Origin of the sequence: Klebsiella sp. MISC125 (assembly GCF_051131775.1) — a bacterium.
Classification (GTDB): domain Bacteria; phylum Pseudomonadota; class Gammaproteobacteria; order Enterobacterales; family Enterobacteriaceae; genus Klebsiella.
Window position 1 is genome coordinate 1,795,504 of the sequence record NZ_CP180448.1, and the last position, 26,658, is coordinate 1,822,161.

Genomic DNA, 26,658 nt, shown 5'->3' on the forward strand with positions numbered 1-26,658 from the left:
TGTTCCCCGATTGGCTTAATGTAAAATATTAGTTAAAACTGTTATCAGGTCAGACCACTTTGTTTTACCGGTTAACAGGGGAGTGTTATGAGTCAGGCATTACCGCTAGTCACCCGCCAGGGCGATCGCATTGCTATCATCAGCGGTTTACGTACTCCGTTTGCCCGACAGGCGACGGCGTTTCACGGCATTCCTGCCGTTGATCTCGGTAAGCTGGTGGTTGGCGAAATGCTGGCCCGCAGCGATATCCCTGTGGAAATAATCGAGCAGCTGGTATTTGGCCAGGTAGTGCAGATGCCGGAAGCGCCAAATATCGCTCGGGAAATTGTTCTGGGAACCGGCATGAGCGTACATACCGATGCATATAGCGTCAGTCGCGCCTGTGCGACCAGTTTTCAGGCGGTGGCCAACGTCGCAGAAAGCCTGATGGCAGGAACTATCCGGGCGGGCATCGCGGGTGGGGCTGACTCCTCGTCCGTGTTGCCCATCGGTGTTAGCAAAAAACTCGCCCGCGTCCTGGTTGACGTGAATAAAGCACGTACCCTGAGTCAGCGCCTCAAGCTCTTTTCCCGCCTACGCTTTCGCGATCTTCTTCCTGTGCCGCCAGCGGTCGCCGAATATTCCACCGGCCTGCGGATGGGGGACACCGCCGAACAGATGGCGAAAACCTGGGGTATTACCCGTGAACAGCAGGATCAGCTAGCGCTTCGCTCGCACCAGCTTGCTGCGAAGGCCTGGGAAGAGGGCAAACTATCAGCAGAAGTGATGACGGCATATGCCCCGCCTTTCCGTGAACCGCTGGTTCAGGATAATAATATTCGTAAAAATTCAACGCTTGCTGATTACCAAAAGTTACGCCCGGCTTTTGATCGTAAACACGGGACCGTGACCGCCGCTAACAGCACGCCGTTAACCGATGGCGCGGCTGCGGTGATTATGATGACAGAATCCCGGGCTAAAGAGCTGGGGCTTGTCCCGCTGGGCTATCTGCGCAGCTACGCTTTCAGCGCCATTGCTGTTCAGCAGGATATGCTGTTGGGACCAGCATGGTCGACGCCGCTGGCGCTGGAAAGGGCAGGACTTACGCTGGCTGATTTAACCCTGATTGATATGCACGAAGCCTTTGCCGCGCAGACGCTGGCCAATTTGCAATGTCTGGCGAGTGACCGCTTTGCTCGTGAAGTGCTTGGGCGTTCACAGGCAACAGGAGAGGTTGATGAGAGCAAATTCAATGTGCTCGGCGGATCCATAGCCTATGGTCATCCTTTTGCCGCCACGGGCGCGAGAATGATCACCCAAACGTTACACGAGCTGCGGCGTCGTGGAGGCGGGTTTGGTCTGGTCACTGCCTGCGCAGCGGGTGGTTTAGGTGCAGCTATGATTCTGGAGGCCGAATAATGGAAACCCTGTCGGCATTTACGCTTGAGATTCGCCCTGACAACATTGCCGTGATTACGATTGATGCTCCCGGCGAAAAAATGAATACTTTGAAAGCCGAGTTTGCCAGCGAAGTACGGGCAATCATCCGTCAGCTTCGCGACAATAAAGACCTGCGCGGTGCGGTGTTCATTTCGGCAAAGCCAGATAATTTTATTGCCGGGGCCGACATCAACATGATTGCCCGCTGCGTTTCTGCCCTGGAGGCTGAAACATTGGCCCGTCAAGGGCAGCAGATTATGGCGGAGATCCACGGGTTGTCGATTCCGGTTATTGCTGCTATCCACGGCGCATGTCTGGGTGGCGGCCTTGAGCTGGCGCTGGCTTGTCACGGGCGGGTGTGCAGCGGTGATGATAAAACCCGACTTGGTTTGCCTGAAGTTCAATTGGGCCTGCTGCCAGGTTCCGGTGGTACCCAGCGTTTACCAAGATTAATCGGCGTCAGCAGCGCGCTGGATATGATCCTGACCGGCAAGCAGCTTCGCCCGCGTCAGGCCCTGAAAGTGGGACTGGTTGATGAAGTGGTGCCGCAGGCCATTTTGTTGCAAACCGCAGTAGAGTTGGCGTTGAAAGGACGCCCGGTAAGCCGCACTGTTCCGGTACGCGATCGCATCCTCGCCGGACCATTAGGTCGTAGTCTGCTATTTCGCCTGGTGGCGAAAAAGACACATCAAAAAACGCAGGGTAATTATCCAGCGACCAAACGTATTCTACAGGTGATTGAAACCGGGCTGGCGCAGGGTTGCAGTAGTGGTTATGCCGAAGAAGCGCGGGCCTTTGGTGAGCTAGCGATGACGCCGCAATCGCAAGCGTTGCGAGCCATTTTCTTCGCCAGTATCGACCTTAAGAAAGATCGTGGTGCGGATGCTGAACCCGGCGCGTTGCGCAGTGTAGGTATTCTTGGCGGCGGGCTGATGGGAGGGGGAATTGCTTACGTCACCGCCTGTAAAGGAGGATTGCCGGTACGCATTAAGGATATCCAACCGCGCGGGATCAACCACGCCATGAAGTACAGCTGGGATCTGCTCGACAAACAGGTTCGCCGCCGCTATCTACGGGCTAGCGAGCGCGATCGTCAACTGGCGTTGATCTCGGGTTCTACGGATTACCAGGGATTCGCGCATCGTGATGTGGTTATCGAAGCGGTGTTTGAAGACCTTGCCCTCAAGCAAAAAATGGTCAACGAGGTTGAGCAACACTGTAGCGCTGAGACGATCTTTGCCTCTAATACCTCATCATTACCGATCGGTGAGATCGCAGCACAAGCAAGCAGGCCGCAGCAGGTTATCGGCCTGCACTTCTTCAGTCCGGTAGAGAAAATGCCGCTGGTAGAGGTGATTCCGCATGCGAGCACAAGCCAGCAAACTATCGCGACGGTGGTAAAACTGGCGAAGCAGCAGGGGAAAACGCCCATCGTGGTGGCCGACAAAGCGGGCTTTTATGTTAACCGTATTCTGGCCCCATACATTAATGAAGCGATGCGCCTGTTGATAGAAGGAGAACCGATAGAACATATCGATAACTCATTGGTAAAATTCGGTTTTCCGGTCGGACCTATTCAGCTACTTGATGAAGTCGGTATCGATACCGGGACCAAAATTATCCCGGTGCTGGAGGCTGCATGGGGAGAACGTTTTAGTCCGCCTGCAAACATCATTAACGCGATTCTGAATGACGATCGCAAAGGTAGAAAAAATAATCGGGGTTTCTATCTTTATGAGGCGAAAGGGCGTAAAAGCAAAAAACGGCCCGACGCTGCGATTTACTCTTTACTGGGCGTTTCTTCTGCGCGGGAGCAATTGTCCGCGCAGCAGGTGGCGGAAAGGTGTGTGATGATGATGCTTAATGAGGCAGCGCGCTGCTTCGATGAGCAAATTATCCGCAGTGCGCGCGATGGTGACATCGGTGCCGTGTTTGGTATTGGTTTCCCGCCGTTTCTTGGTGGCCCGTTCCGCTATATAGACAAGCTGGGTGCGGGGGAAGTCGCGGCAATTTTGCAGCGCCTGGCCGCACAGTATGGCCCGCGTTTTACACCATGTGACACTTTATTACACATGGCTGAGCAGGGGGCGACCTTTTGGCCCACTGATGAACGGACGACCTAAGTTGTGGTCAAAGAAGGTAAATCCGGCAATGAATGATGCTGACCATTGGCTGTTTTGTAAGCAATAGTTGACTATACTTACGCCATTGAGGTAAAAAACAGCGTTTCATTCGTTGAATGGATCAGGCACAATGCCCGGCCACCGGGTCACCTGCGTATTGTTTACGTCGGTAAGACTACGGTGCTTCTGGTTAACAAAAGCGGTGCAATATGCAAGTTTTTATTATGCGTCACGGCGACGCTGCCCTCGATGCAGCCAGTGACTCGGTTCGTCCACTAACCGTCTGCGGTTGTGATGAGTCTCGTCAGATGGCAACCTGGCTGAAAGGTCAAAAAGTGGATATTGAGCGGGTTCTTGTGAGTCCCTACCTGCGTGCTGAACAGACGCTGGAGATTGTTGGGGAGTGCATGAATCTGCCGAAAGATGTCGACGTGATGCCGGAACTCACGCCGTGTGGCGATGTTGGTCTGGTCAGCGCTTATCTTCAGGCGCTGGCAAATGAAGGTGTGGCGACGGCATTGGTCGTGTCGCATCTGCCTTTAGTGGGGTACCTCGTCTCAGAGCTGTGCCCGGGGGAAACTCCCCCGATGTTCACCACATCTGCTATTGCCTGCGTCACGCTTGATGCTGAAGGCAAAGGTGAATTCACCTGGCAAATGAGCCCCTGCAATTTGAAGATGGCGAAAGCGATTTAATCTCCTCCGGGGCTGACGAACTACGGAAGCTCCGGTGGTTGCCACTCTTCAACTTCAATCAGTACCAGCAGTGCGGCGTCACCGCCGTACTCTTTTGGTGCCTGATGAAATGCCATGATCTGCGGATGCTGCGCCAGCCATAGCGGCGTTTGCTGCTTAAGAATGTGTTTCCCATGCCCGTGCATCACGCAGGCGCAGAACACATGCTCGCGACGACAGGCGGCAATCAACGCGCCCAGTTCCTGTTTAGCCTGCTGTTGGGTTAAGCCGTGCAGATCAAGGAATAGCTCTGGCGAATAGTCACCTCGCCGCAATTTTTTTAGCTCAAAATGGCTGACGTCCGAACGGACATACTTAACCGAGCCTTCGGTATTTAGCAGCGGCTGAAATTCATCGGAAAAGAAGTGGCTGTTGTCTGCCTGTTCCTGAAGTAACCGTTTTGGCGGCACCTCAGAGATTTTTTTGCGCAGCGGGCGGTGAACGATAGTGTCCTGTTTAATCTGACGCGTGCCGGTCATCAGTTGCCGGAACAATGCCTGATCCTCCTCACTTAGCGATGTTTTCTTTTTCATTACCTGGTCTCATTTTTTCTTTGTCGCTAGTTTACCCGACTCGTCATACATCCAGGCAAGGAAAACGTATATTTCCCCCTTAGCCTGACGTAAGAATGCTGATTTATCCCCGTCTTCGTGGCAAACTAGCCGCCGAATTTATAGCAGAGCGTGTCCTGGAGGATAGCGTGGATAAAATTTTTGTTGATGAGGCTGTTAATGAGCTTCATACCATTCAGGACATGTTGCGTTGGGCGGTAAGCCGCTTTAGCGCTGCAAATATCTGGTACGGACACGGTACTGATAACCCGTGGGATGAAGCGGTGCAACTGGTGATGCCGTCGCTGTATTTGCCGCTGGATATTCCGGAAGATATGCGCACCGCGCGCCTGACTTCCAGTGAAAAACATCGCATCGTTGAGCGCGTGATTCGCCGCATTAATGAGCGTATTCCGGTGGCTTATTTGACCAATAAAGCCTGGTTCTGCGGCCATGAGTTTTACGTTGATGAGCGCGTGCTGGTGCCGCGTTCACCGATTGGCGAGCTTATCAATAATCAGTTTGCTGGCCTGATTGACCATCAACCGCAGCACATCCTCGACATGTGCACCGGTAGCGGCTGCATCGCTATCGCCTGTGCTTATGCCTTCCCGGAAGCGGAAGTTGACGCGGTAGATATCTCCCCGGATGCGCTGGCTGTTACCGAGCAAAACATCGAAGATCACGGTTTAATTCACAACGTAACGCCGATTCGCTCCGATCTGTTCCGCGATCTGTTGAAGGTGCAATACGATCTGATCGTGACTAATCCACCTTATGTGGATGAAGAGGATATGTCCGACCTGCCGGGCGAATATCGCCATGAGCCGGTTCTGGGACTGGCTTCAGGTAGCGATGGTCTGAAGCTGACCCGCCGTATTCTGGCCTGCGCGCCAGATTATCTTAACGATGACGGTATCCTGATTTGTGAAGTCGGCAACAGCATGGTACATCTGATGGAACAGTATCCAGACGTTCCATTTACCTGGCTGGAGTTTGACAACGGCGGTGATGGCGTCTTTATGCTGACCAAATCGCAACTGATTGACGCCCGCGCGCATTTCAGCATCTATAAAGACTAAAACAATAAACACGCAAACATAACGACAATAACGGAGCCGTGATGGCAGGAAACACAATTGGACAACTCTTTCGCGTTACTACCTTCGGCGAGTCGCACGGCCTGGCGCTGGGCTGCATCGTTGATGGCGTGCCGCCAGGTATTCCGCTGACCGAAGCTGACCTGCAGCACGACCTCGATCGTCGTCGGCCGGGAACGTCGCGTTATACCACCCAGCGTCGTGAACCGGATCAGGTGAAAATTCTTTCCGGCGTCTTTGAAGGTGTGACCACTGGTACCAGCATTGGTTTGCTGATTGAGAACACCGATCAACGTTCCCAGGACTACGGCGCTATCAAAGATGTGTTCCGTCCGGGACACGCGGATTACACCTACGAGCAGAAATACGGCCTGCGCGACTATCGCGGCGGCGGTCGTTCTTCCGCGCGTGAAACCGCGATGCGCGTGGCTGCCGGGGCGATTGCCAAAAAATTTCTCGCCGCTAAATTCGGTATTGTCATTCGCGGCTGTTTGACCCAGATGGGCGATATTCCACTAGCGATAAAAGACTGGGATCAGGTTGAACAAAACCCGTTCTTCTGTCCGGACCCGGATAAAATCGAGGCGCTTGATGAACTGATGCGTGGCCTGAAAAAAGAGGGCGACTCCATCGGGGCCAAAGTGACCGTGGTAGCGGATGGCGTGCCTCCGGGACTGGGTGAGCCGGTATTTGACCGTCTGGATGCGGATATTGCGCACGCGCTGATGAGCATCAACGCGGTAAAAGGTGTGGAAATTGGCGATGGTTTTGAAGTGGTGAAACTTCGCGGTAGCGAAAATCGCGATGAGATTACCAAAGCGGGTTTCCAGAGCAATCATGCCGGCGGCGTGCTGGGCGGTATCAGCAGCGGTCAGCAAATTGTGGCGAATATCGCCCTTAAGCCAACCTCCAGCATTACCGTTCCAGGGCACACGATTAACCGCTTTGGCGAAGAAGTCGAGATGATCACCAAAGGGCGTCACGATCCTTGCGTCGGCATTCGTGCGGTTCCGATCGCCGAAGCGATGCTGGCGATCGTATTAATGGATCACTTTATGCGTCAGCGCGCGCAGAACGGCGACGTGACGACATCAATCCCACGCTGGTAATAGATGAAAAAAACCGTTATCGCACTGCTGGCACTCCTTGCCAGCAGTACCAGCCTGGCGGCAACGCCGTGGCAGAAAATATCGCAACCCATTAGCGGCAGTGCGCAGTCCATCGGCGCGTTTGCTAATGGCTGTATCGTTGGTGCGCAGCCGCTGCCGTTGAGCGCCACCGGCTATCAGGTGATGCGCACCGATCAGCGCCGCTATTTCGGCCATCCGGATCTCGTTCAGTTTATTCAGCGCCTGAGCAATCAGGCGCACAACAAAGGAATGGGGACGGTGCTGATTGGTGACATGGGTATGCCGGCTGGTGGTCGATTCAACGGCGGCCACGCTAGTCATCAGTCCGGGCTGGATGTGGATATTTTTCTCCAGCTCCCGCAGGCGCGCTGGAGTTCAGCGCAGCTCATGAAGCCACAGGCTCTGGATCTGGTTGCGCGTGACGGCAAACGCGTAGTGCCGTCACTGTGGAGTCCGCAAATCAGTCATCTGATTAAGATGGCGGCGGAAGATAGCGAAGTCACGCGCATTTTCGTTAACCCGGCGATCAAGCAGCAGTTGTGCCTGGATGCGGGTAACGATCGCGACTGGTTGCGTAAAGTTCGACCATGGTTCCAACATCGAGCGCATATGCATGTGCGCCTGCGCTGTCCTGTGGGGAGTCTTGAGTGTGAAGATCAGGCTCCGCCTCCGGCAGGCGATGGTTGCGGCGCGGAATTACAAAGCTGGTTTGAACCACCGAAACCAGGATCAACCTCTCCTGCGAAGAAGACGCCGCCTCCATTGCCGCCTTCCTGCCAGGCGCTACTGGATGAGCATGTTCTTTAATGGATAGTTTTATCGATCTGTTTATGGTGTCACCGACGGTACTGGTTGTGCTGTTTTTCGTGGCCATTCTGGCGGGATTTATTGATTCCCTGGCGGGTGGCGGTGGGTTGCTAACCGTACCGGCATTGATGGCTGCTGGTCTCCCCCCTGCGCAGGCGCTGGCGACCAACAAACTGCAGGCTTGCGGCGGCTCGCTTTCCGCATCCCTCTATTTCATCCGCCGCAAGGTGGTGAATCTCGCCGATCAGAAGCTGAATATTCTGATGACGTTTGTTGGTTCAACTGGCGGCGCGCTGCTGGTGCAGCACGTCCAGTCCGATATTCTCAAGCAGATTCTGCCAATACTGATTATCGGCATTGGCCTCTATTTTCTGTTGATGCCAAAGCTCGGCGAAGAGGACCGTCAGCGTCGTCTTTACGGTCTGCCGTTTGCTCTGGTGGCTGGCGGCTGCGTGGGTTTTTATGATGGCTTTTTTGGCCCGGGTGCAGGTTCTTTTTATGCGCTGGCTTTTGTGACTCTGGCCGGGTTCAATCTCGCTAAATCGACCGCCCATGCCAAAGTACTGAATGCTACCTCTAACGTTGGCGGCCTGTTGCTGTTTATCATTGGCGGTAAAGTTATCTGGGCCACCGGCTTCGTAATGATGGTAGGACAATTTATTGGTGCCCGCGCCGGTTCGCGACTGGTGCTGAGCAAAGGACAATCACTAATTCGACCGATGATTGTTGTGGTGTCGGCGGTGATGAGTGCAAAACTTCTTTATGACAGCCATGGACAGGAGATCCTCCACTGGTTGGGGATGAACTAATGAACAGTACGCATAATTACGAACAGCTGATTGAAATCTTCGACGGTTGCTTTGCCGACGATTTTAATACCCGTCTGATTAAAGGCGATGACGAACCGATCTATCTTCCGGCTGATGGCGACGCGCCGTACAACCGCATCGTTTTTGCCCACGGCTTTTACGCCAGCGGATTACATGAGATTTCGCACTGGTGCATCGCTGGTAAAGCGCGTCGCGAGCTGGTTGACTTCGGTTACTGGTACTGCCCTGATGGCCGTGATGCGATGACCCAGTCTAAATTTGAAGACGTCGAGGTGAAACCGCAGGCGTTTGACTGGCTGTTTTGCGTGGCGGCAGGCTATCCGTTTAACGTCAGTTGCGACAACCTGGAAGGCGATTTCGAACCTGATCGTATCGTTTTTCAACGGCGAGTACATGCTCAGGTGATGGTCTATCTGGAGCAGGGGATCCCTAAGCGTCCGGCGCGTTTTATCAAAGCATTACAAGAATATTATCAAACGCCGCCTTTGACGGCTGAGCAATTCCCGTGGCCGGAAGACCTGCACTAAGGCCACATTTTACATAATATGAGGAAAGAAGATGATCGCGGAGTTTGAATCACGCATTCTGGCGTTGATAGACGGTATGGTAGACCACGCCAGTGATGATGAACTATTTGCCGGCGGTTATCTGCGCGGCCATCTGACGCTGGCGGTGGCTGAGCTGGAAGGTGAGGACGAGCATACCGCGCAAGCGGTGAATGATAAGGTTACCCAAAGCCTGACGAAAGCGATCAGCGCTGGCGAACTGTCGCCACCCGATCAGATTCTGGTGCAGGGCATGTGGGATAATTTGTATCAGCAGGCGCTGCAGAAATAACGTTTTTGCCTGATTAGTGGCCCGGTTTTCACACTATCGGGCCAGTTTCTTCGACTATTTCACCGCCTTCCCTTTCAGTAACTTTCTTACCCACAAACGATTCGGATTCAGCGCTGCCAGAGTTTCTCTGTCCATCGGTAACGGCTCATTGCTCATTTGTGCCGCCAGAATTTCGGCCATCAGCGGAGCGGAGCATAATCCGCGCGAACCGAGTGCGCCAAGCAAATACAGATTGCGATAAATTGGGGCTTCTATGGCCCGTTCCTGACGTTCGGCCAGCGAGGCGTATTCGCTTAATGTGCGATCATAGTTGGGCACATTGCCTGCCATCGGCAAATGATCGCGTGTTGCACAGCGCACGCCGCTGCGCGCTTTATCGGCGCTGACATCCACCTCCTGCACCCACTTAATCTGCGGCAAGCAGTTAATCAGGCGTTGGCGATTTTGCTGCTGATCTACAGCGCTAAACGCGGTATCCGTTTGCCCACGATGATAGCTGGCACCAATACAGTGCTGTTGATTGTTTGGGTTTTGCGGGGTCAAATAACCGTCATAACACAGCACCTGGCGTAGCTGTGATAGTCCTGGCGTGGTGGGAATATGGCTGACCTGACCAGCAACTGGATACATGGGAAGATGTATGGTCTGACTGAAGTCAGTGACCTGATAACCATTAGCCAGTACCGCGACCTCATGGTACTGCCGCTGGTTTAATTGCCAGCCGTCATTATCAGTACTGATAGTCTCAACAGGATAATCGTAGTGAACATGTAACCCGCGAGTAGCCGCGAGGGCGAACAGTTCGGCAGTTAGCTGCTGTGGACAGAGCCAGCCGCCGGCAGGGTAGGTTATTCCCCCGCAGTCGGTGTCGACGCCGCAGGTTTGTGCAACGGTTTGGGCGTTAACGGCAACAGCGATTTCCGGCGGCAGATTGAGTTCAAGCATCTGGGCGATTTTCTGCGCGCTTTTTTCATCCCAGGCTAGCTGCGTAACGCCGCACCAATCGTGGTCAAACTGCACTGGAAGAGTGTCGTAGAGGCGACGTGCAAAGGTAAATGCCGCCGGGAAAAAGCGGGCGAGGGCCGGATCGTGTTGACTCAATAGAGGGTAAAGAGCTCCCTGACGATTACCGGATGCGCCTTCTGCGGGGGCGCTGTCGGCGCAATATAACGTCACCTGCCAGCCACGGCGCAGCAGCGCCAGAGAGAGCAGGGCGCTGGCGATACCGCCGCCGATAATCGCCACATCGCGCTGCTCCGTTCCGCTACGGGCAAACCACGGAGTGCGCGAGGCGAAGTCGAGCGTTTGCTTCATTTCGCCGATAAGCATTTCGCGTTTGCGGCCAAAACCTTTGCGTTTCTGCATGCTGAAACCAGCTTCTTGCAGCCCGCGACGAACAAAACCGGCTGAGGTGAAGGTAGCCAGGGTTCCGCCGGGTCTTGCCAGTCGGGCCATCGCTGAAAAGAGTTCTGGCGTCCACATATCCGGGTTTTTTGCAGGCGCAAAGCCATCGAGAAACCAGGCATCCACCTGCTGATTAAGCGAATCATCAAGCTCGTTGGTGAGTTCATTGATATCGCCAAACCACAAATCCAGCGTTACACGTCCGTCATCCAGTAGCAGACGATGGCAGCCTGCCAACGGTTGCGGCCACTGCGCCTGTAGCTGTTCAGCCCATGGCGTAAGCTCCGGCCATTGCTGGTGCGCCAGAGAAAGATCGTCGGCCTTCAGCGGAAATTTTTCGAAACTGATGAAATGTAATCTTTGCAGGGTAGCTTCTGGATTATCGCGGTGAAAAACGTCAAACGCCTGCCATAGCGTGAGAAAGTTTAGCCCGGTGCCGAACCCACTTTCAGCAACAATAAATAATGGGCGCGGATGAATGGGGAAACGTTCGTTAAGCTGATTACCGCCGAGGAAAACGTAGCGAGTCTCTTCCAGGCCATTATCATTGGAAAAGTAGACATCGTCGAAATCTCGGGAAACAGGTGTACCCTCAGCATTGAATTCCAGGTTGGCGGGTTGTATGGCGTTTTGTTTCACGTAAGTTACTCGAATCACAAGGCGTAGAACGATCTTAACGATGTGTGCCTGAGGGCGCAAATTTATACACAATTTGGCTGATCGGACTTGTTCGGCGTACAAGTGTACGCTATTGTGCGACTCGAAACTTAAAATAGTGCGACTTACAGAGGTATTGAATGAAACGTGCAGTGATTACTGGCTTGGGCATCGTTTCCAGCATCGGTAACAACCAGCAGGAAGTCCTGGCATCTCTGCGTGAAGGACGCTCCGGGATCACTTTCTCTGAAGAGTTTAAAGATTCGGGAATGCGTAGCCACGTATGGGGTAATGTCAAACTGGACACAACCGGTTTGATTGACCGTAAAGTGGTTCGTTTCATGAACGATGCCTCTATCTATTCCTATCTCTCCATGCAGCAGGCGATTGAAGATGCTGGCCTGAAAGAAGAGGTTTATCAGAACAACCCACGCGTGGGCCTGATTGCCGGTTCTGGCGGTTCTTCTCGTTCTCAGGTTTTTGGCGCTGATGCAATGCGTAGCCCGCGTGGTCTGAAAGCCGTAGGGCCTTATGTGGTAACCAAAGCGATGGCATCTGCGGTGTCCGCTTGCCTCGCCACGCCGTTCAAAATTCACGGTGTAAACTACTCCATCAGCTCCGCATGTGCGACTTCTTCGCACTGCATCGGTAACGCTGTTGAACAAATTCAGTTGGGTAAACAAGACATTGTGTTTGCTGGTGGCGGCGAAGAGCTGTGCTGGGAAATGTCCTGTGAGTTCGACGCGATGGGCGCACTGTCCACCAAATACAACGAAACGCCAGAAAAAGCATCCCGTACCTATGATGCCCATCGTGACGGTTTTGTTATTGCTGGCGGCGGCGGCATGGTTGTGGTTGAGGAGCTGGAACATGCTCTGGCCCGTGGTGCACACATCTATGCAGAAATCGTCGGTTACGGCGCAACGTCCGACGGCGCAGACATGGTTGCTCCATCTGGTGAAGGCGCAGTGCGCTGCATGAAGATGGCGATGCACGGCGTTGATACCCCGATTGACTACCTGAACTCCCATGGTACCTCGACGCCGGTTGGCGATGTGAAGGAACTGGGCGCGATCCGCGAAGTCTTCGGTGATAACAGCCCGGCTATCTCTGCCACTAAAGCGATGACCGGCCACTCCCTGGGCGCGGCTGGCGTGCAGGAAGCTATCTACTCTCTGCTGATGCTGGAGCATGGCTTTATTGCGCCGAGCATCAATATTGAAGAGATGGACGAGCAGGCTGTGGGTCTGAACATCGTGACTGAGACGACAGAACGTGAGCTGACGACGGTTATGTCCAACAGCTTCGGCTTTGGCGGGACTAACGCCACGCTGGTGATGCGCAAATACAGCGCATAACGTGCGAGCTTTGAAAAGGGGAGCCTGACGGCTCCCTTTTTGTATTCTTGACAGGGCCCGGCGTGAGCAGGCACACTGCGGGCGAAAACATTATTCTCCCCAATAATGCGTAAGCGTTTAACGTCATCCAACGCGCCTTAACCCTGATAATCAGGTGGAGAGGGCGTGGTTATCACCTCGCCTTACTCTGCGAACTGGAGTAAAGCATGTCCGCAGTGACTGAAACAAAAAACACCTCTTCAGCGAATGGATCGCTGTTTCGGATTACTTTCGCCGTTTTTCTTACCTACATGACCGTGGGTCTGCCGCTGCCGGTGATCCCGCTGTTCGTTCATCAGGAACTGGGTTTTGGTAACACCATGGTTGGCGTTGCCGTTGGTATCCAGTTCCTTGCTACCGTGTTAACACGCGGCTATGCCGGTCGCCTGGCGGATCAGTATGGTGCAAAGCGCTCTGTACTTCAGGGCATGCTGGCCTGCGCGCTGGCAGGCGGTGCCTGGCTATGCGCTGCGCTGCTGCCGGTATCCGTTCTGGCGAAGTTTGGCCTGCTAGTACTTGGGCGTTTGATCCTCGGCTTTGGTGAAAGCCAACTGCTTACCGGTAATCTGAGCTGGGGGATGGGGCTGGTTGGCCCTGCACGTTCAGGAAAAGTGATGTCATGGAACGGCATGGCGATATACGGCTCGCTGGCGGCCGGGGCTCCGCTGGGGCTGCTGATCTACAGTCATTATGGCGTAGCGGTGCTGGCCTGCGTCACCATGGCGCTGCCGTTAGTCGCCTGGGCGATTAATGGCACGGTACGTAAAATACCTGCTCACGGCGGTGAGCGCCCGTCGCTATGGAGCGTTGTAGGGATGATCTGGCGCCCCGGTATCGGCCTTGGATTACAGGGCGTCGGCTTCGCGGTGATTGGCACGTTCGTCTCCTTGTATTTCGCCAGCCACGGCTGGGCAATGGCTGGTTTTACGCTGACCGCATTCGGCGGCGCTTTCGTATTGATGCGCATTTTGTTCGGCTGGATGCCGGATCGTTTTGGCGGCGTGAAGGTCGCTATCGTCTCGCTATTGATTGAGGCAATAGGCCTGGCTCTGCTTTGGCAGGCGCCAAATGCCTGGGTAGCCCTGGCGGGAGCGGCGCTGACCGGCTGCGGATGTTCGCTTATCTTCCCGGCCTTGGGTGTGGAGGTGGTGAAACGCGTGCCGCCGCAGGTGAGAGGAACGGCGCTGGGCGGCTATGCCGCATTTCAGGATATCTCTTACGGCGTCACTGGCCCGCTTACTGGACTATTGGCAACGTCTCTGGGCTACTCTTCTGTTTTCCTCGCCGCAGCGATATGCGCAGTGCTGGGGATCGTGGTCACTCTGATTTCATTGCGTAAATAGATTCATGCTTCGGCCCTCGGTGTGCGAGGGTCGATTCTGTTCTTTCCTAAATCATCAACCACAGCAAGCCAAACACCACAATTAGCGTCAGCGTGATGACCCACGGTTTTTTGCACGCCAGCCTGAGTGAAGAGGGGGGAGCCTGAACCGGTGGGATGACAAGCGTCTCCTGGGCTCTGGCGACCCGCAGTACAAAAATTTTATTGAGCAGCGTTAGCAACTGCGCAGCGCTCAGAGGCGTTTGCGCATTCGCGTGCCAGTTGGTTTGCGCAAAATTGATCACTCTCTGCCACTCCTGAGCCTCAAGCGGTTGTTTCAACGCAGCTTTTAGCGATGTGAGCGTCGGTGCTGCCTGCGAGCTAAGCGTTTGCCGCGCATGGAGCCAATATGAGAGCGGGGTAAAGTGGGTGGCCGGGATTAGTTCACCGGTTTTCACGCCGCTAAGTTCCAGCATGGATTGCCAGATAAGCTTGCTGGATTCGCCGGTGGCAGCGGCAAGTTTTGTCACCTGTTGATTCAGCGTATTGTGCTCTGCTGGCAGCAGTGGACGCCGCGTTGGCGGACGCTGCTGTGGCTGAGGGATCGACAACTGACCGCTTTGCAGTAATTGAAGGACATTTTCCAACTGCAGGAGGGTCAATGCTTGCAGTGCCGTCTGTCCATCATGCTGGCGGATGTAATTGCTGACCGCCTGGCGATTATTTCCCTGATTCAAAAGCTCGGTTAACTGCGCCAGAATTTGCCGACGGTGATGATTTTGTTGTGCGAGGATTAAGCGCTCGCTCAGGCTGTGCTCGGCGGCCTCAAAATGGCTCGCCAGCAGCGGCGCGTCGTTTTTCAGGCTCAGATCGTGTTTGACGCAGGCCCACACCTCGGCATTCTGCTGCGATGTTAACGCCACCAGACGTGTAATCAGCCGCTCAAGTACGGTACGCTGCTGCGTGGTGAGCGGAGGTTCGCCTGTCCCCGGAGGGCGATCGGACATACCTGAAACGGGTTGTGTCATGACTAATCCTTCTACATAAGGCCGGGGGATGATGTTCCTGGCGGCGAGATTATGGCACACTTCCCCGGTTTACTCTCGCTCTCAGACAGGTACTGAATCGTGAAAATCCTCGTTGATGAAAATATGCCCTATGCGCGTGAGCTTTTTAGTCGCCTGGGGGAAGTGAAGGCCGTTGCTGGTCGTCCTGTTCCGACCCAAGCGCTGAATGACGCCGATGCGCTGATGGTTCGCTCGGTCACCAAAGTTAACGAAACGCTGCTCTCCGGCAAGGCTATCAAATTTGTCGGCACCGCGACTGCGGGTACCGATCATGTCGATCAGGCGTGGCTCCAGCAGGCGGGGATTGGTTTTTCCGCAGCACCAGGCTGCAATGCCATCGCTGTAGTCGAATATGTATTTTCGGCGCTGTTAATGCTGGCTGAACGTGATGGTTTTGCGCTGACCGATCGCACGGTTGGGATCGTGGGGGTAGGCAACGTCGGCGGGCGTCTGCAAAAACGCCTTGAGGCGCTGGGGATCAAAACCCTGCTCTGCGATCCGCCGCGCGCCGATCGCGGTGATGAAGGCGATTTCCGCACTCTTGATGAACTGGTGCAGGAAGCTGATGTTCTGACTTTCCATACGCCGCTCTATAAAGAAGGGCCGTATAAAACGCTGCACCTGGCGGATGAGACGCTGATTAGTCGCCTTAAGCCGGGGGCGATTTTAATTAACGCCTGCCGTGGGCCGGTGGTTGATAACGCCGCGCTGCTCGGGCGTTTGCAGGACAATCAGGCGCTAAGCGTGGTGCTTGATGTCTGGGAGCCTGAGCCCGATCTCAATACCGAATTGCTTAAGCGGGTTGATATTGGCACCGCGCATATTGCGGGCTATACCCTTGAAGGCAAAGCGCGCGGTACGACGCAGGTTTTTGAGGCTTACAGTGCATTTATCGGTCATCCGCAGCAGGTGGCACTCGACACTTTGTTGCCCGCGCCTGAGTTTGGTCGCATCACTTTACATGGGCCGCTCGATCAGGCAACGCTAAAACGACTGGCGCATTTGGTGTATGATGTGCGCCGCGATGATGCGCCGCTGCGAAAAGTCGCAGGGGTTGCTGGTGAGTTCGACAAGCTGCGCAAAAATTATCAGGAACGCCGTGAATGGTCTTCGTTGTATGTTCAGTGCAGCGACGAACCGGCGGCGACGCTGTTGCGTCAGTTAGGCTTTAATGCCATGCATCATTCCATCCGTTAATATCTTCTTAATGCTCCTGCTGGATAATCCGGCAGGGCCGCTTTTTTCTGGAGTACACCACCATGTCTGAAGGCTGGAATATTGCCGTACTGGGCGCAACGGGCGCCGTAGGCGAAGCCCTGTTCGAAACCCTTGCCGATCGTCAGTTCCCGGTGGGGGATATTTATGCGCTGGCGCGTAATGAAAGCGCCGGTGAGCATCTGCGTTTTTCGGGTAAGTCGGTTATCGTTCAGGATGCTGCTGAATTCGACTGGACTCAGGCTCAGCTGGCCTTTTTTGCCGCTGGTGCAGAAGCGAGCGCCGCGTATATCGAAGACGCCACTAACGCAGGTTGTCTGGTGATTGATTTAAGCGGTCTGTTTGCGCTTGAACCGGATGTGCCGCTGGTGGTGCCGGATGTGAACCCGTTCGTACTGGCGGATTACCGTAATCGCAACGTTATTGCGGTACCGAATAGCCTGACCAGCCAGCTGCTTGCGGCGTTAAAACCGCTGATCGATCAGGGTGGCCTGTCGCGTATTAGCGTGACCAACCTGCTGTCTGCTTCCGCTCACGGTAAAAAAGCCGTCGATGCGCTGGCGGGGCAGAGCGCCAAACTGCTTAACGGCATTCCGGTTGATGAGGACGATTTCTTTGGCCGCCAGCTGGCGTTCAACATGCTGCCGCTATTGCCCGATCGTGAAGGTAGCGTGCGCGAAGAGCGTCGTATCGTCGATGAAGTCCGCAAGATTTTACAAGATGACGGCCTGATGATCTCCGCAAGCGTGGTGCAGTCCCCGGTATTCTACGGTCATGCGCAAATGGTCGGCTTTGAAGCGCAGCGCCCGCTGTCGGCGGAAGAAGCGCGTGATGCCTTTTCCCGTGGTGAAGATATCGAGCTGTCCGAAGAGGGAGAGTTCCCGACTCAGGTCGGCGACGCTTCCGGCACCGCGCGCCTTTCCATCGGCTGCGTGCATAATGATTATGGTATGCCGGAGCAGGTGCAGTTCTGGTCAGTGGCCGATAACGTCCGTTTTGGCGGCGCGCTGATGGCGGTGAAAATCGCTGAGAAACTGGTCCAGGAGTATTTGTACTAATGTCTGAGATGGAGCAGCCGCCGGTCTATAGAATTGCGCTGGGCATTGAGTATGACGGTAGCAAATACTACGGTTGGCAGCGGCAGAATGAAGTTCGCAGCGTGCAGGAAAAACTGGAAAAGGCGCTTTCGCAGGTTGCTAATGAACCGGTGAGCGTTTTATGTGCTGGTCGTACCGACGCCGGAGTTCATGGTACCGGTCAGGTGGTGCATTTTGAAACCCGTGCGTTGCGTAAAGACGTGGCATGGACGCTGGGCGTTAATGCGAATTTACCAGGCGATATTGCAGTACGTTGGGTGAAGCAAGTTCCACCGGACTTTCATGCCCGGTTCAGCGCCACGGCGCGACGCTATCGCTACGTCATCTATAATCATCGCCTGCGACCGGCGGTACTAGGTCGGGGCGTGACTCACTATTACCATCCCCTGGATGCTGAGCGGATGCAGCGCGCGGCCCAGTGTCTGCTGGGGGAAAATGATTTCACCTCGTTTCGTGCGGTACAGTGCCAGTCGCGCACCCCGTGGCGTAACGTGATGCATATTAACGTCACCCGTTATGGTGCATATGTGGTGGTGGATATCAAAGCGAATGCCTTTGTACATCATATGGTAAGGAATATTGTAGGCAGTCTGATGGAAGTAGGTGCCGGTAACCAGCCAGAGAGCTGGATTGCAGAACTTCTGGCGGCAAAAGACAGGACTCTGGCCGCCGCAACGGCAAAAGCGGAAGGATTGTATCTGGTGTCGGTGGATTATCCGGCCCGTTACGACCTGCCGGTAATGCCGATGGGCCCGCTGTTTCTGGCGGACTAACCTGGTTATTAAGGGCTAACGCAAATTATGGATCTGATTCGTTTTTTAATTGATTTTATTTTACACATTGATGTGCACCTGGCTGAGCTGGTCGCGCAATACGGCATCTGGGTATACGCGATTCTGTTTTTGATTCTGTTCTGTGAAACCGGCCTGGTGGTCACGCCGTTCCTGCCAGGTGACTCTCTGCTGTTTGTTGCGGGCGCTTTGTCGGCGCTGCCGACTAACGATCTCAATGTGCACTTGATGGTGGCGCTGATGGTGGTTGCCGCGATTATCGGCGATGCGCTGAACTACACCATCGGGCGGCTGTTTGGTGAAAAGTTATTCAGTAATCCTAATTCAAAAATTTTCCGCCGCAGCTACCTGGATAAAACCCATGGCTTCTACGCTCGCCACGGCGGCAAGACCATAATCCTTGCGCGTTTTGTCCCGATCGTCAGAACCTTTGCGCCGTTTGTGGCGGGAATGGGACATATGTCCTATCGTCATTTTGCGATGTATAACGTGGTTGGCGCGCTGCTGTGGGTACTGCTGTTCACCTACGCGGGTTATCTGTTTGGCGATTTGCCGATCGTGCAGGAAAATCTTAAGCTGCTGATCGTGGCGATTATCGTGCTTTCCGTACTGCCTGGGGTGATTGAAATCATTCGCCACAAGCGTGCTGCGGCGAAACAGGCGAAATAACGTTGCAGTTATCTTCGGGCGGTATGCCGCCGTCCGAAGAGTGAAGTGTGAGCGGTTCGACCACTTTTTTATCCCATGTTACGGGATGTTATGATTTAATGTGCAACATTCATGGTCTGTAAGGGGCAAAAATGGCATTATGCGCCCCTTGCGACAAAACTGGCATCGACCAGGTTCAGGTAGAAAGGTTATCAATGAGCTGGATTGAACGAATTAAAAGCAATATAACCCCCACCCGTAAGGCGAGTATTCCTGAAGGTGTATGGACCAAGTGCGACAGCTGCGGGCAGGTACTGTACCGCGCAGAGCTGGAGCGCAACCTGGAGGTTTGCCCTAAGTGCGATCACCACATGCGTATGTCGGCGCGTAACCGCCTGCATAGCCTGCTGGACGAAGGTTCCCTCGTGGAGCTGGGAAGCGAGCTCGAGCCAAAAGATGTGCTGAAGTTCCGCGATTCGAAAAAGTATAAAGACCGTCTGGCATCAGCCCAGAAAGAGACTGGCGAAAAAGACGCGCTGGTGGTCATGAAAGGCACCCTGCATGAAATGCCGGTTGTTGCCGCCGCTTTCGAATTCTCCTTTATGGGCGGTTCGATGGGCTCCGTCGTCGGCGCGCGCTTTGTCCGTGCGGTTGAACAGGCACTGGAAGATAACTGCCCGCTGATTTGTTTCTCCGCATCCGGCGGCGCGCGTATGCAAGAAGCGCTGATGTCGCTGATGCAGATGGCGAAAACCTCCGCTGCGCTGGCGAAAATGCAGGAGCGCGGCTTGCCGTATATCTCCGTGCTGACCGACCCAACCATGGGCGGCGTCTCGGCGAGCTTTGCTATGTTGGGCGATTTAAACATCGCTGAGCCCAAAGCGTTGATCGGTTTTGCCGGTCCCCGCGTTATTGAACAGACTGTTCGTGAGAAGCTGCCGCCGGGATTCCAGCGCAGTGAGTTCCTGATTGAAAAAGGGGCGATCGATATGATCGTACGTCGCCCGGAAATGCGTCTGAAGCTGGCCAGTATTCTGGCGAAGCTGATGAATCTTCCGGCGCCAAATCCGGAACCCGTTCACGAAGGCGAGGTGGTGCCACCGGAGCCGGATCAGGAACCAGAGGCCTGATAATACAGAGGGCAGGCCTGACGGTGCTGCCCTTTTTTATACGCGTAGTTATCTTAACTCTTGCCGGACATCATGGAAAAACAACCAATTCCTCAGGCCGCGTCGCCCCTGGCTACGTGGCTTTCTTATCTGGAACATCTGCACAGCAAAACAATCGACCTGGGGCTGGCGCGCGTCAGCGAGGTGGCTGCGCGGATGGCGGTATTAAAACCTGCGTCGTTTGTGTTCACGGTGGCGGGAACCAACGGCAAAGGAACGACCTGCCGTACCCTGGAATCGGTACTGATGGCGGCGGGCTTCAAAGTGGGTGTTTATAGTTCGCCGCATCTGGTGCGCTATACCGAGCGGGTGCGCGTGCAGGGCGAAGAGCTGTCGGAACTTGCGCATACCACTTCCTTTGCTGAAATCGAAGCGGCGCGCGGCGAGATTTCTCTGAGCTATTTTGAATTCGGTACGCTGTCCGCGCTGTGGCTATTTCAGCAGGCGCAACTGGATGTCGTTATCCTTGAAGTGGGGCTCGGCGGTCGCCTGGATGCGACTAATATTGTTGATGCCGACGTGGCGGTAGTCACCAGTATTGCGCTTGACCATACGGACTGGCTGGGATCGGATCGCGAAAGCATTGGCCGCGAGAAGGCCGGTATTTTTCGCGGTGGTAAACCGGCTATCGTCGGTGAACCCGATATGCCACAGACTATCGCCGAGGTTGCGAGCGAAAAGGGCGCACAACTCCTGCGCCGCGACGTTGACTGGGGCTATGAGGCCGGTGAGCAGAGCTGGTCTTTCAGTGATGAAAACGGCGCACTCACCGACCTGCCGCTGCCACAGGTACCCATGCCGAATGCCGCAACTGCGCTCGCTGCCCTGCGTGCCAGCAAGCTCAAGGTTGACGAGCAGGCGATTCGCGACGGTATTCAAAAGGCGATGCTGCCGGGGCGTTTTCAGATAATTAGCGACACCCCGCGAGTCATCCTTGATGTTGCTCATAATCCGCATGCGGCGGCGTATCTCGCCGGGCGTCTCAAAACCTTACCGAAAACGGGGCGCGTGCTGGCGGTTATTGGTATGCTGCATGATAAGGACATCGCCGGTACGCTGGAAAACCTGAAGGCGGAAGTTGACGATTGGTACTGTGCGCCGCTGGAAGGGCCGCGCGGCGCGACGGCAGAGCAACTGCTGGAACATTTACGCGCAGGCAAAGTCTATACCAGCGTTGCGCAGGCCTGGTACGCTGCGACGGCAGATGCCAGACCACAGGATACGGTGCTGGTGTGTGGTTCATTCCACACGGTGGCGCATGTAATGGAAGAGATAGACGCGGGGAGAATCGGTGGCGAGTAAGTTTCAGAACCGTTTAGTCGGGACGATCGTACTGGTGGCACTGGGGGTTATTATCCTGCCAGGGCTGCTTGATGGTCAGAAAAAACATTATCAGGATGAGTTTGCCGCAATCCCACTGGTACCAAAACCAGGCGATCGTGATGAGCCAGATATGCTGCCAGCAGCGACTCAGACGCTGCCTTCGCAGCCTCCGGAAGGGGCCGCCGAAGAGGTGAGAGCTGGGGATGCCGCGGCACCGTCGCTCGATCCTTCGCGGATCCCGGTGAACAATAACAGTTTTGATGTGGTGCAGGAGCCGGTTGTCGCGCCAAAACCACAGCCGCAGCCTAAACCTCAACCGAAGCCGGTAGAGAAGCCGCAACCTCAGCCACCGCAGCAGGTCGCGGTGCAGACACCCGCGCCTAAACCGCAACAGCAGGCTGAAATTCCGGCTCCGACCGGTAAAGCCTATGTTGTGCAGTTAGGCGCGCTGAAGAACGCCGATAAGGTCAACGAGATCGTCGGTAAGCTGCGCGCCGCTGGCTTCAAAGTTTATACGTCGCCTTCGACGCCGGTGCAGGGTAAAATCACCCGTATTCTGGTCGGCCCGGATGCTTCGAAAGATAAGCTGAAGGGGCAACTTGGCGAGCTGAACAAGCTGTCCGGACTTAGCGGTGTAGTCATGGGCTTTAGCCCGAACTAACCTTCTCTTTTTTAATAAAGAAAGCCAGGGCCAGAGCACGGAAACCCCTGTCGGACGCGCCCTGAAGAGGCGAAAGGCAGTATGGCGTTGAATGTTTTTTCAGCGCCATTTTTATTTCTGTAGGGCACGGAAATCCCTACGCAAACGTTTTCTTTTTCTGTTAGAATGCGCCCCGAACCGGACGACAGGGCGTAAAATCGTGGGACGTATATGGTCTGGATTGATTACGCCATAATTGCGGTGATTGGTTTTTCCTCTTTGGTCAGCCTGATCCGCGGCTTTGTTCGTGAAGCTTTATCGCTGGTAACCTGGGGATGCGCTTTCTTTGTTGCCAGTCATTACTACACTTACCTGGCTGTCTGGTTCACGGGCTTTGAAGACGAACTGGTCCGAAATGGGATTGCTATCGCGATACTGTTTATCGCGACGCTTATCGTCGGCGCTATCGTTAACTTTGTGATAGGTCAGCTGGTGGAGAAAACCGGCCTGTCGGGTACCGACAGGGTGTTGGGGATCTGTTTTGGCGCCCTGCGCGGTGTGCTAATCGTCTCTGCGATTCTGTTTTTTCTCGATAGTTTTACCAGTATGGCGAAAAGCGATGACTGGCAAAAGTCTGAGCTTATCCCACAGTTCAGTTTCGTTATCAGATGGTTCTTTGACTATCTGCAGAGCTCGTCAAGTTTCTTGCCCAAAGCATAAGCGTTGGGATGTAGCTTAACGAGGAAAAGACGTATGTGCGGTATTGTCGGTATCGCCGGTGTTATGCCGGTAAACCAGTCGATTTATGACGCGTTAACGGTGCTTCAGCATCGTGGCCAGGATGCCGCAGGCATCATCACCATCGATGCGAACAACTGTTTCCGTTTGCGTAAAGCGAACGGGCTGGTGAGCGATGTGTTTGAAGCTCGCCATATGCAGCGTATGCAAGGCAATATGGGGATCGGTCACGTTCGTTACCCGACGGCTGGCAGCTCCAGCGCCTCCGAGGCTCAGCCTTTCTACGTCAACTCTCCATATGGCATTACGTTGGCGCACAACGGCAATCTGACTAATGCTCACGAGCTGCGTCAAAAGCTGTTTGAAGAAAAACGCCGCCACATCAACACCACCTCCGACTCCGAAATCCTGCTCAACATTTTTGCCAGCGAGCTGGATAATTTCCGCCATTATCCGCTGGAAGCAGATAACGTTTTTGCGGCGATTGCTGCCACTAACCGCCAGATTCGCGGGGCTTATGCCTGCGTGGCGATGATTATCGGCCACGGTATGGTCGCCTTCCGCGACCCGAACGGCATCCGTCCGCTGGTGCTGGGCAAGCGTGATATTGGCGATGGCCGCACTGAGTATATGGTGGCCTCGGAAAGCGTTGCTCTGGATACCCTGGGCTTTGAGTTCTTACGTGACGTTGCACCTGGCGAAGCGGTGTATATCACCGAAAAAGGCCAGCTGTTCACTCGCCAGTGCGCCGAGAACCCGGTCAGCAATCCGTGCCTGTTCGAATACGTTTACTTCGCGCGTCCGGATTCATTCATCGACAAAATTTCCGTCTACAGCGCCCGTGTGAATATGGGGACTAAGCTGGGGGCGAAAATTGCCCGCGAGTGGGAAGATCTTGATATTGACGTAGTGATTCCGATTCCGGAAACCTCCTGCGATATCGCGCTGGAAATTGCCCGTATCCTCGACAAGCCGTATCGCCAGGGCTTCGTGAAAAACCGCTATGTTGGTCGCACCTTTATCATGCCGGGCCAGCAGCTGCGTCGTAAGTCCGTGCGTCGTAAACTCAACGCCAACCGCGCCGAGTTCCGCGATAAGAACGTGCTACTGGTCGACGACTCCATCGTTCGTGGCACTACTTCGGAACAGATTATCGAGATGGCGCGCGAAGCTGGGGCGAAGAAAGTGTATCTGGCGTCAGCAGCGCCGGAAATTCGCTTCCCGAACGTGTATGGCATTGATATGCCAACCGCGACTGAGCTGATTGCTCACGGGCGTGAAGTTGACGAGATTCGTCAGATCATCGGTGCAGACGGTTTGATTTTCCAGGATCTGGACGATCTGATTGACGCAGTCCGTGCGGAGAACCCGGATATTCAGCAGTTCGAATGCTCGGTTTTCAACGGTATCTACGTTACCAAAGACGTCGATCAGCAGTATCTGGATTATCTCGATTCCCTGCGTAACGACGATGCGAAAGCGGTTCAGCTGCAAAACGAAGTGGAAAATTTAGAGATGCATAACGAAGGGTAATCTCTTCGCCTGGAAAAGCCCGCGATCGTGAGATCGCGGGCTTTTTGCTTTTAAGCCTCGTCGACCCAAATCCGCATTTCGCCTTCGCCGCGGTTGGCCCAGCTAAACCACGGAATAAACGTCAAAGTTTGCTTTTCAACGTTCGCCTGTGGGCTGTCGAAGCTGTACAGCGGAGTGTCCTCTGGCGCTGTCTGCATGCGCAAACCCTCCGCCGTAATCAAGACTTTTCCTTTCAAAACGCCAGTTCCTGCCATCTCATGAAACTGACTATCGCGCGGGAGCGAGAGATTATGCAGCTCTGTGCCGTTATCCGCCTCTTCCAGACAATACACGAGCGGCCCGCGCTGAATCGCCACTTTGCCCGCATTATGGCGCACCAGCGGATTTGCATAGACGCGACGGATAGTCATCGGCAGATGCAGGGTAATGACGTCGCCCTGTTGCCACTGGCGAGTGATATGCAGATAGCCTTTGAGTCGTTCTCCTTGCGCGGTTTCGCCATTAACCAGTACCTGCGGAGCTTCGCACCATTCCGGCAAGCGCAGCGCCAGAGTGTGGGCGACGGGCTGTGAATGGGTGAAGGTGATGTTGACCTCTTCATCCCACGGATAGTTACCGCTGATTTTTAGCGCCAGTGGCCGACCGTTAATGGTGAACTGTGCTTCGTTTCCGGCATAGAAATTGATAAACAGCGCATCCTGGCGCGGCGTGAAAAGGTAGTGACCAATAGCCACCAGCGTGCGCGCGATGTTCGGCGGGCAGCAGGCGCAACCGAACCAGCGCTGGCGAACCGGCTTAATATGGTCGTAAATATGGTTATGCGGGATGCTCTTCGGATGCGTTTCCAGCGGGTTAACGTAAAAGAAGTGCTTACCGTCCAGCGCCATTCCGCCGAGCACCGTGTTGTAGAACGCACGCTCCATGACATCGGCGTAATGCGCGTCGCCTTCCATTTCCAGCATTCGACGGGCGAACATCATCAGGCCGATAGAGGCGCAGCTTTCGCCGTAAGCGGTATCGTTAGGCAGATCGTAGTCACTGGTAAAGGCTTCGCCGATCCCCTGCGAGCCAATGCCGCCGGTAATATACATCCGTCGCTGGACCGTATTGTTCCAGATTCGCAGGCAGGTCTGGCGTTTCTCTTCGTCATGAGTCATGCGGGCGATATGCGCCAGGCCGGTCATCAGGTAGACGGAACGAACGGCGTGGCCGACCGCTTCGCTCTGTTCGGAGAGTGGTTTGTGCGCATGAGTGTAAGTTTTGTCTTTTATCATTCCCGGCCAGGCGTCGCCCCAGCCGATCCAGTGCCGGGTGCCGCCGCGTTTTTCGAACTCAATGTCGTAATAGTAAGGCTGCTTACCGCGTTCTTCGACAAAGAAACAGGCCAACGCCTGATAGCGGGGTTCCCGGGTGACTTCGTAAAGGCGCATCAGCGCCAGCTCAATTTCAGGATGCCCCGGATAGCCGCGAAGCTGGCCGGGTTTTGGGCCGAAAACGGTATCAATGTAATCGGCAAATCTGCAGGAGATTTCCAACAGGCGGCGCTTCCCCGTAGCATTGTAAAAAGCGACAGCCGCTTCAAACAGGTGTCCCGCACAGTAAAGTTCGTGGCATTCCGCGAGGTTCGTCCAGCGCTGCCCCGGTTCTTTAACGGTGTACCAGGTATTCAGATAGCCGTCTGCACACTGGGCTTTCGCCAGAAGCTCGATCACTTCATCAGCGGTTTGTTCAAGGGTTGCGTCAGGCTTCTGGCTCAATGACCAGGCGACAGCTTCCAGCCATTTGGTGACATCGCTATCCTGAAAAACCATACCGTAAAACTGACCATCCTCTAATCCTGCGGCGATGCGGTAGTTAGCCAACGCGTGGCTTGGTTCCGCATCGGGAATGTTGTCATTGAGCGCTTCCCACTGATAAGGAATGACGACATCGCGAATCAGACGCTGGTACTCCCCCAGGAAAGGGTCGGTAACGGTAATTCGGTTCAGGTCGGCTTCAATTACATCGGACTGCTTCATCAAATAGCCCTCCGGAGACCTTGCCCAATTCGGGCGGGGAGGACAGAGGAAACTAACCACATTTTGGGTTTACCTGTATACATTTACAGCCTCACTAATTTATGTATAT

Annotated in this window: 24 protein-coding genes; 20 read left to right on the forward strand and 4 right to left on the reverse strand. The window is 54.6% G+C overall.

Annotation, left to right across the window (positions count from 1 at the left end):
- The first annotated feature begins 87 nt into the window (after positions 1-87).
- From fadI to sixA, 3 genes are all read left to right on the forward strand, one after another.
- Positions 88-1,398 carry an acetyl-CoA C-acyltransferase FadI gene (fadI, locus tag ACMYSL_RS08590; RefSeq protein ID WP_434662201.1) on the forward strand — a complete coding sequence of 437 codons (1,311 nt, stop codon included), beginning with the start codon at positions 88-90 and terminating at the stop codon, positions 1,396-1,398.
- Positions 1,398-3,542, forward strand: coding sequence for a fatty acid oxidation complex subunit alpha FadJ (fadJ, locus tag ACMYSL_RS08595; RefSeq protein ID WP_434662203.1), 2,145 nt, complete (start codon positions 1,398-1,400; stop codon positions 3,540-3,542). The genes fadI and fadJ overlap by 1 nt, the downstream gene beginning before the upstream one ends.
- 209 nt (positions 3,543-3,751) lie before the next feature.
- A complete protein-coding gene (sixA, locus tag ACMYSL_RS08600) occupies positions 3,752-4,237 on the forward strand; it encodes a phosphohistidine phosphatase SixA (RefSeq protein ID WP_110272233.1) in 486 nt (161 codons plus the stop codon).
- A gap of 20 nt (positions 4,238-4,257) precedes the next feature.
- Here sixA and smrB read toward each other — a convergent pair whose 3' ends face one another.
- Positions 4,258-4,809, reverse strand: coding sequence for an endonuclease SmrB (gene smrB, locus ACMYSL_RS08605; protein WP_112212942.1), 552 nt, complete (start codon positions 4,807-4,809; stop codon positions 4,258-4,260).
- Between the two features lie 167 nt (positions 4,810-4,976).
- Between smrB and prmB the strand changes: the two genes are divergently transcribed.
- The 6 genes from prmB to ACMYSL_RS08635 are packed head-to-tail and all read left to right on the forward strand — an operon-like array spanning position 4,977 to position 9,531.
- Positions 4,977-5,909, forward strand: coding sequence for a 50S ribosomal protein L3 N(5)-glutamine methyltransferase (gene prmB / locus ACMYSL_RS08610; RefSeq protein WP_110272429.1), 933 nt, complete (start codon positions 4,977-4,979; stop codon positions 5,907-5,909).
- Between the two features lie 41 nt (positions 5,910-5,950).
- On the forward strand, positions 5,951-7,036 hold the full coding sequence (gene aroC / locus ACMYSL_RS08615) for a chorismate synthase (RefSeq protein ID WP_112212943.1): 1,086 nt from the start codon (positions 5,951-5,953) through the stop codon (positions 7,034-7,036).
- Between the two features lie 3 nt (positions 7,037-7,039).
- Positions 7,040-7,864: a penicillin-insensitive murein endopeptidase gene (mepA, locus tag ACMYSL_RS08620; protein ID WP_434662206.1), complete on the forward strand. Its 825-nt coding sequence runs from the start codon at positions 7,040-7,042 to the stop codon at positions 7,862-7,864.
- Positions 7,864-8,673, forward strand: coding sequence for a sulfite exporter TauE/SafE family protein (locus ACMYSL_RS08625; protein ID WP_182240169.1), 810 nt, complete (start codon positions 7,864-7,866; stop codon positions 8,671-8,673). The genes mepA and ACMYSL_RS08625 overlap by 1 nt, the downstream gene beginning before the upstream one ends.
- Positions 8,673-9,221, forward strand: coding sequence for an elongation factor P hydroxylase (locus ACMYSL_RS08630; protein ID WP_434662208.1), 549 nt, complete (start codon positions 8,673-8,675; stop codon positions 9,219-9,221). Before ACMYSL_RS08625 ends, ACMYSL_RS08630 begins: the two co-directional genes overlap by 1 nt.
- A gap of 31 nt (positions 9,222-9,252) precedes the next feature.
- Complete coding sequence (locus tag ACMYSL_RS08635; RefSeq protein WP_110272239.1) at positions 9,253-9,531, forward strand: YfcL family protein; 279 nt, start codon at positions 9,253-9,255, stop codon at positions 9,529-9,531.
- Between the two features lie 54 nt (positions 9,532-9,585).
- On the opposite strand, the gene mnmC is transcribed toward ACMYSL_RS08635, so the two are convergent.
- The gene (gene mnmC / locus ACMYSL_RS08640; RefSeq protein WP_434662210.1) at positions 9,586-11,574 is read right to left on the reverse strand and encodes a bifunctional tRNA (5-methylaminomethyl-2-thiouridine)(34)-methyltransferase MnmD/FAD-dependent 5-carboxymethylaminomethyl-2-thiouridine(34) oxidoreductase MnmC; all 1,989 of its coding nucleotides are present in this window, start codon (positions 11,572-11,574) and stop codon (positions 9,586-9,588) included.
- 158 nt (positions 11,575-11,732) lie between these two features.
- On the opposite strand from mnmC, the gene fabB reads away from it, so the two are divergent.
- Together fabB and ACMYSL_RS08650 are read left to right on the forward strand one after the other, a co-directional pair.
- Complete coding sequence (gene fabB, locus ACMYSL_RS08645; protein WP_434662212.1) at positions 11,733-12,950, forward strand: beta-ketoacyl-ACP synthase I; 1,218 nt, start codon at positions 11,733-11,735, stop codon at positions 12,948-12,950.
- Positions 12,951-13,156: 206 nt separating this feature from the next.
- Positions 13,157-14,332: an MFS transporter gene (locus ACMYSL_RS08650; protein ID WP_434662214.1), complete on the forward strand. Its 1,176-nt coding sequence runs from the start codon at positions 13,157-13,159 to the stop codon at positions 14,330-14,332.
- A gap of 46 nt (positions 14,333-14,378) precedes the next feature.
- Here ACMYSL_RS08650 and flk read toward each other — a convergent pair whose 3' ends face one another.
- A complete protein-coding gene (gene flk, locus ACMYSL_RS08655) occupies positions 14,379-15,338 on the reverse strand; it encodes a flagella biosynthesis regulator Flk (RefSeq protein WP_434662215.1) in 960 nt (319 codons plus the stop codon).
- Positions 15,339-15,437: 99 nt separating this feature from the next.
- Here flk and pdxB point away from each other — a divergent pair, with 99 nt between their 5' ends.
- From pdxB to purF, 9 genes are all read left to right on the forward strand, one after another.
- Entirely contained in the window at positions 15,438-16,574 is a 1,137-nt protein-coding gene (gene pdxB / locus ACMYSL_RS08660; protein WP_434662216.1) for a 4-phosphoerythronate dehydrogenase PdxB, read from the forward strand.
- A gap of 62 nt (positions 16,575-16,636) precedes the next feature.
- Positions 16,637-17,650 carry an aspartate-semialdehyde dehydrogenase gene (locus ACMYSL_RS08665; RefSeq protein WP_434662217.1) on the forward strand — a complete coding sequence of 338 codons (1,014 nt, stop codon included), beginning with the start codon at positions 16,637-16,639 and terminating at the stop codon, positions 17,648-17,650.
- Positions 17,650-18,462: a tRNA pseudouridine(38-40) synthase TruA gene (truA, locus tag ACMYSL_RS08670; RefSeq protein ID WP_110272245.1), complete on the forward strand. Its 813-nt coding sequence runs from the start codon at positions 17,650-17,652 to the stop codon at positions 18,460-18,462. The genes ACMYSL_RS08665 and truA overlap by 1 nt, the downstream gene beginning before the upstream one ends.
- A gap of 27 nt (positions 18,463-18,489) precedes the next feature.
- Positions 18,490-19,149: a DedA family protein gene (locus ACMYSL_RS08675; RefSeq protein WP_110272246.1), complete on the forward strand. Its 660-nt coding sequence runs from the start codon at positions 18,490-18,492 to the stop codon at positions 19,147-19,149.
- 194 nt (positions 19,150-19,343) lie between these two features.
- Complete coding sequence (gene accD / locus ACMYSL_RS08680) at positions 19,344-20,258, forward strand: acetyl-CoA carboxylase, carboxyltransferase subunit beta (RefSeq protein WP_110272247.1); 915 nt, start codon at positions 19,344-19,346, stop codon at positions 20,256-20,258.
- A gap of 72 nt (positions 20,259-20,330) precedes the next feature.
- Positions 20,331-21,599, forward strand: coding sequence for a bifunctional tetrahydrofolate synthase/dihydrofolate synthase (folC, locus tag ACMYSL_RS08685; protein WP_434662219.1), 1,269 nt, complete (start codon positions 20,331-20,333; stop codon positions 21,597-21,599).
- Positions 21,589-22,281: a cell division protein DedD gene (gene dedD, locus ACMYSL_RS08690; protein WP_110272249.1), complete on the forward strand. Its 693-nt coding sequence runs from the start codon at positions 21,589-21,591 to the stop codon at positions 22,279-22,281. Before folC ends, dedD begins: the two co-directional genes overlap by 11 nt.
- Before the next feature lie 210 nt (positions 22,282-22,491).
- On the forward strand, positions 22,492-22,980 hold the full coding sequence (gene cvpA / locus ACMYSL_RS08695; protein WP_110272250.1) for a colicin V production protein: 489 nt from the start codon (positions 22,492-22,494) through the stop codon (positions 22,978-22,980).
- A 33-nt stretch (positions 22,981-23,013) separates the two neighbouring features.
- Positions 23,014-24,531, forward strand: coding sequence for an amidophosphoribosyltransferase (gene purF, locus ACMYSL_RS08700; RefSeq protein WP_110272251.1), 1,518 nt, complete (start codon positions 23,014-23,016; stop codon positions 24,529-24,531).
- A gap of 50 nt (positions 24,532-24,581) precedes the next feature.
- On the opposite strand, the gene ACMYSL_RS08705 is transcribed toward purF, so the two are convergent.
- Entirely contained in the window at positions 24,582-26,549 is a 1,968-nt protein-coding gene (locus ACMYSL_RS08705) for a glycoside hydrolase family 127 protein (protein ID WP_434662221.1), read from the reverse strand.
- Positions 26,550-26,658 lie beyond the last annotated feature (109 nt).

Bases quoted from the DNA above. Each gene is read 5' to 3' on its own strand.
- ACMYSL_RS08705 (WP_434662221.1), bottom strand. From the start codon at position 26,549: ATGAAGCAGTCCGATGTAATTGAAGCCGACCTGAACCGAATTACCGTT.
- ACMYSL_RS08665 (WP_434662217.1), top strand. From the start codon at position 16,637: ATGTCTGAAGGCTGGAATATTGCCGTACTGGGCGCAACGGGCGCCGTA.
- folC (WP_434662219.1), top strand. From the start codon at position 20,331: ATGGAAAAACAACCAATTCCTCAGGCCGCGTCGCCCCTGGCTACGTGG.
- flk (WP_434662215.1), bottom strand. From the start codon at position 15,338: ATGACACAACCCGTTTCAGGTATGTCCGATCGCCCTCCGGGGACAGGC.
- accD (WP_110272247.1), top strand. From the start codon at position 19,344: ATGAGCTGGATTGAACGAATTAAAAGCAATATAACCCCCACCCGTAAG.
- purF (WP_110272251.1), top strand. From the start codon at position 23,014: ATGTGCGGTATTGTCGGTATCGCCGGTGTTATGCCGGTAAACCAGTCG.
- ACMYSL_RS08630 (WP_434662208.1), top strand. From the start codon at position 8,673: ATGAACAGTACGCATAATTACGAACAGCTGATTGAAATCTTCGACGGT.
- truA (WP_110272245.1), top strand. From the start codon at position 17,650: ATGTCTGAGATGGAGCAGCCGCCGGTCTATAGAATTGCGCTGGGCATT.
- ACMYSL_RS08625 (WP_182240169.1), top strand. From the start codon at position 7,864: ATGGATAGTTTTATCGATCTGTTTATGGTGTCACCGACGGTACTGGTT.
- fadI (WP_434662201.1), top strand. From the start codon at position 88: ATGAGTCAGGCATTACCGCTAGTCACCCGCCAGGGCGATCGCATTGCT.
- ACMYSL_RS08675 (WP_110272246.1), top strand. From the start codon at position 18,490: ATGGATCTGATTCGTTTTTTAATTGATTTTATTTTACACATTGATGTG.
- ACMYSL_RS08635 (WP_110272239.1), top strand. From the start codon at position 9,253: ATGATCGCGGAGTTTGAATCACGCATTCTGGCGTTGATAGACGGTATG.
- sixA (WP_110272233.1), top strand. From the start codon at position 3,752: ATGCAAGTTTTTATTATGCGTCACGGCGACGCTGCCCTCGATGCAGCC.
- fabB (WP_434662212.1), top strand. From the start codon at position 11,733: ATGAAACGTGCAGTGATTACTGGCTTGGGCATCGTTTCCAGCATCGGT.
- aroC (WP_112212943.1), top strand. From the start codon at position 5,951: ATGGCAGGAAACACAATTGGACAACTCTTTCGCGTTACTACCTTCGGC.
- mepA (WP_434662206.1), top strand. From the start codon at position 7,040: ATGAAAAAAACCGTTATCGCACTGCTGGCACTCCTTGCCAGCAGTACC.
- smrB (WP_112212942.1), bottom strand. From the start codon at position 4,809: ATGAAAAAGAAAACATCGCTAAGTGAGGAGGATCAGGCATTGTTCCGG.
- ACMYSL_RS08650 (WP_434662214.1), top strand. From the start codon at position 13,157: ATGTCCGCAGTGACTGAAACAAAAAACACCTCTTCAGCGAATGGATCG.
- cvpA (WP_110272250.1), top strand. From the start codon at position 22,492: ATGGTCTGGATTGATTACGCCATAATTGCGGTGATTGGTTTTTCCTCT.
- fadJ (WP_434662203.1), top strand. From the start codon at position 1,398: ATGGAAACCCTGTCGGCATTTACGCTTGAGATTCGCCCTGACAACATT.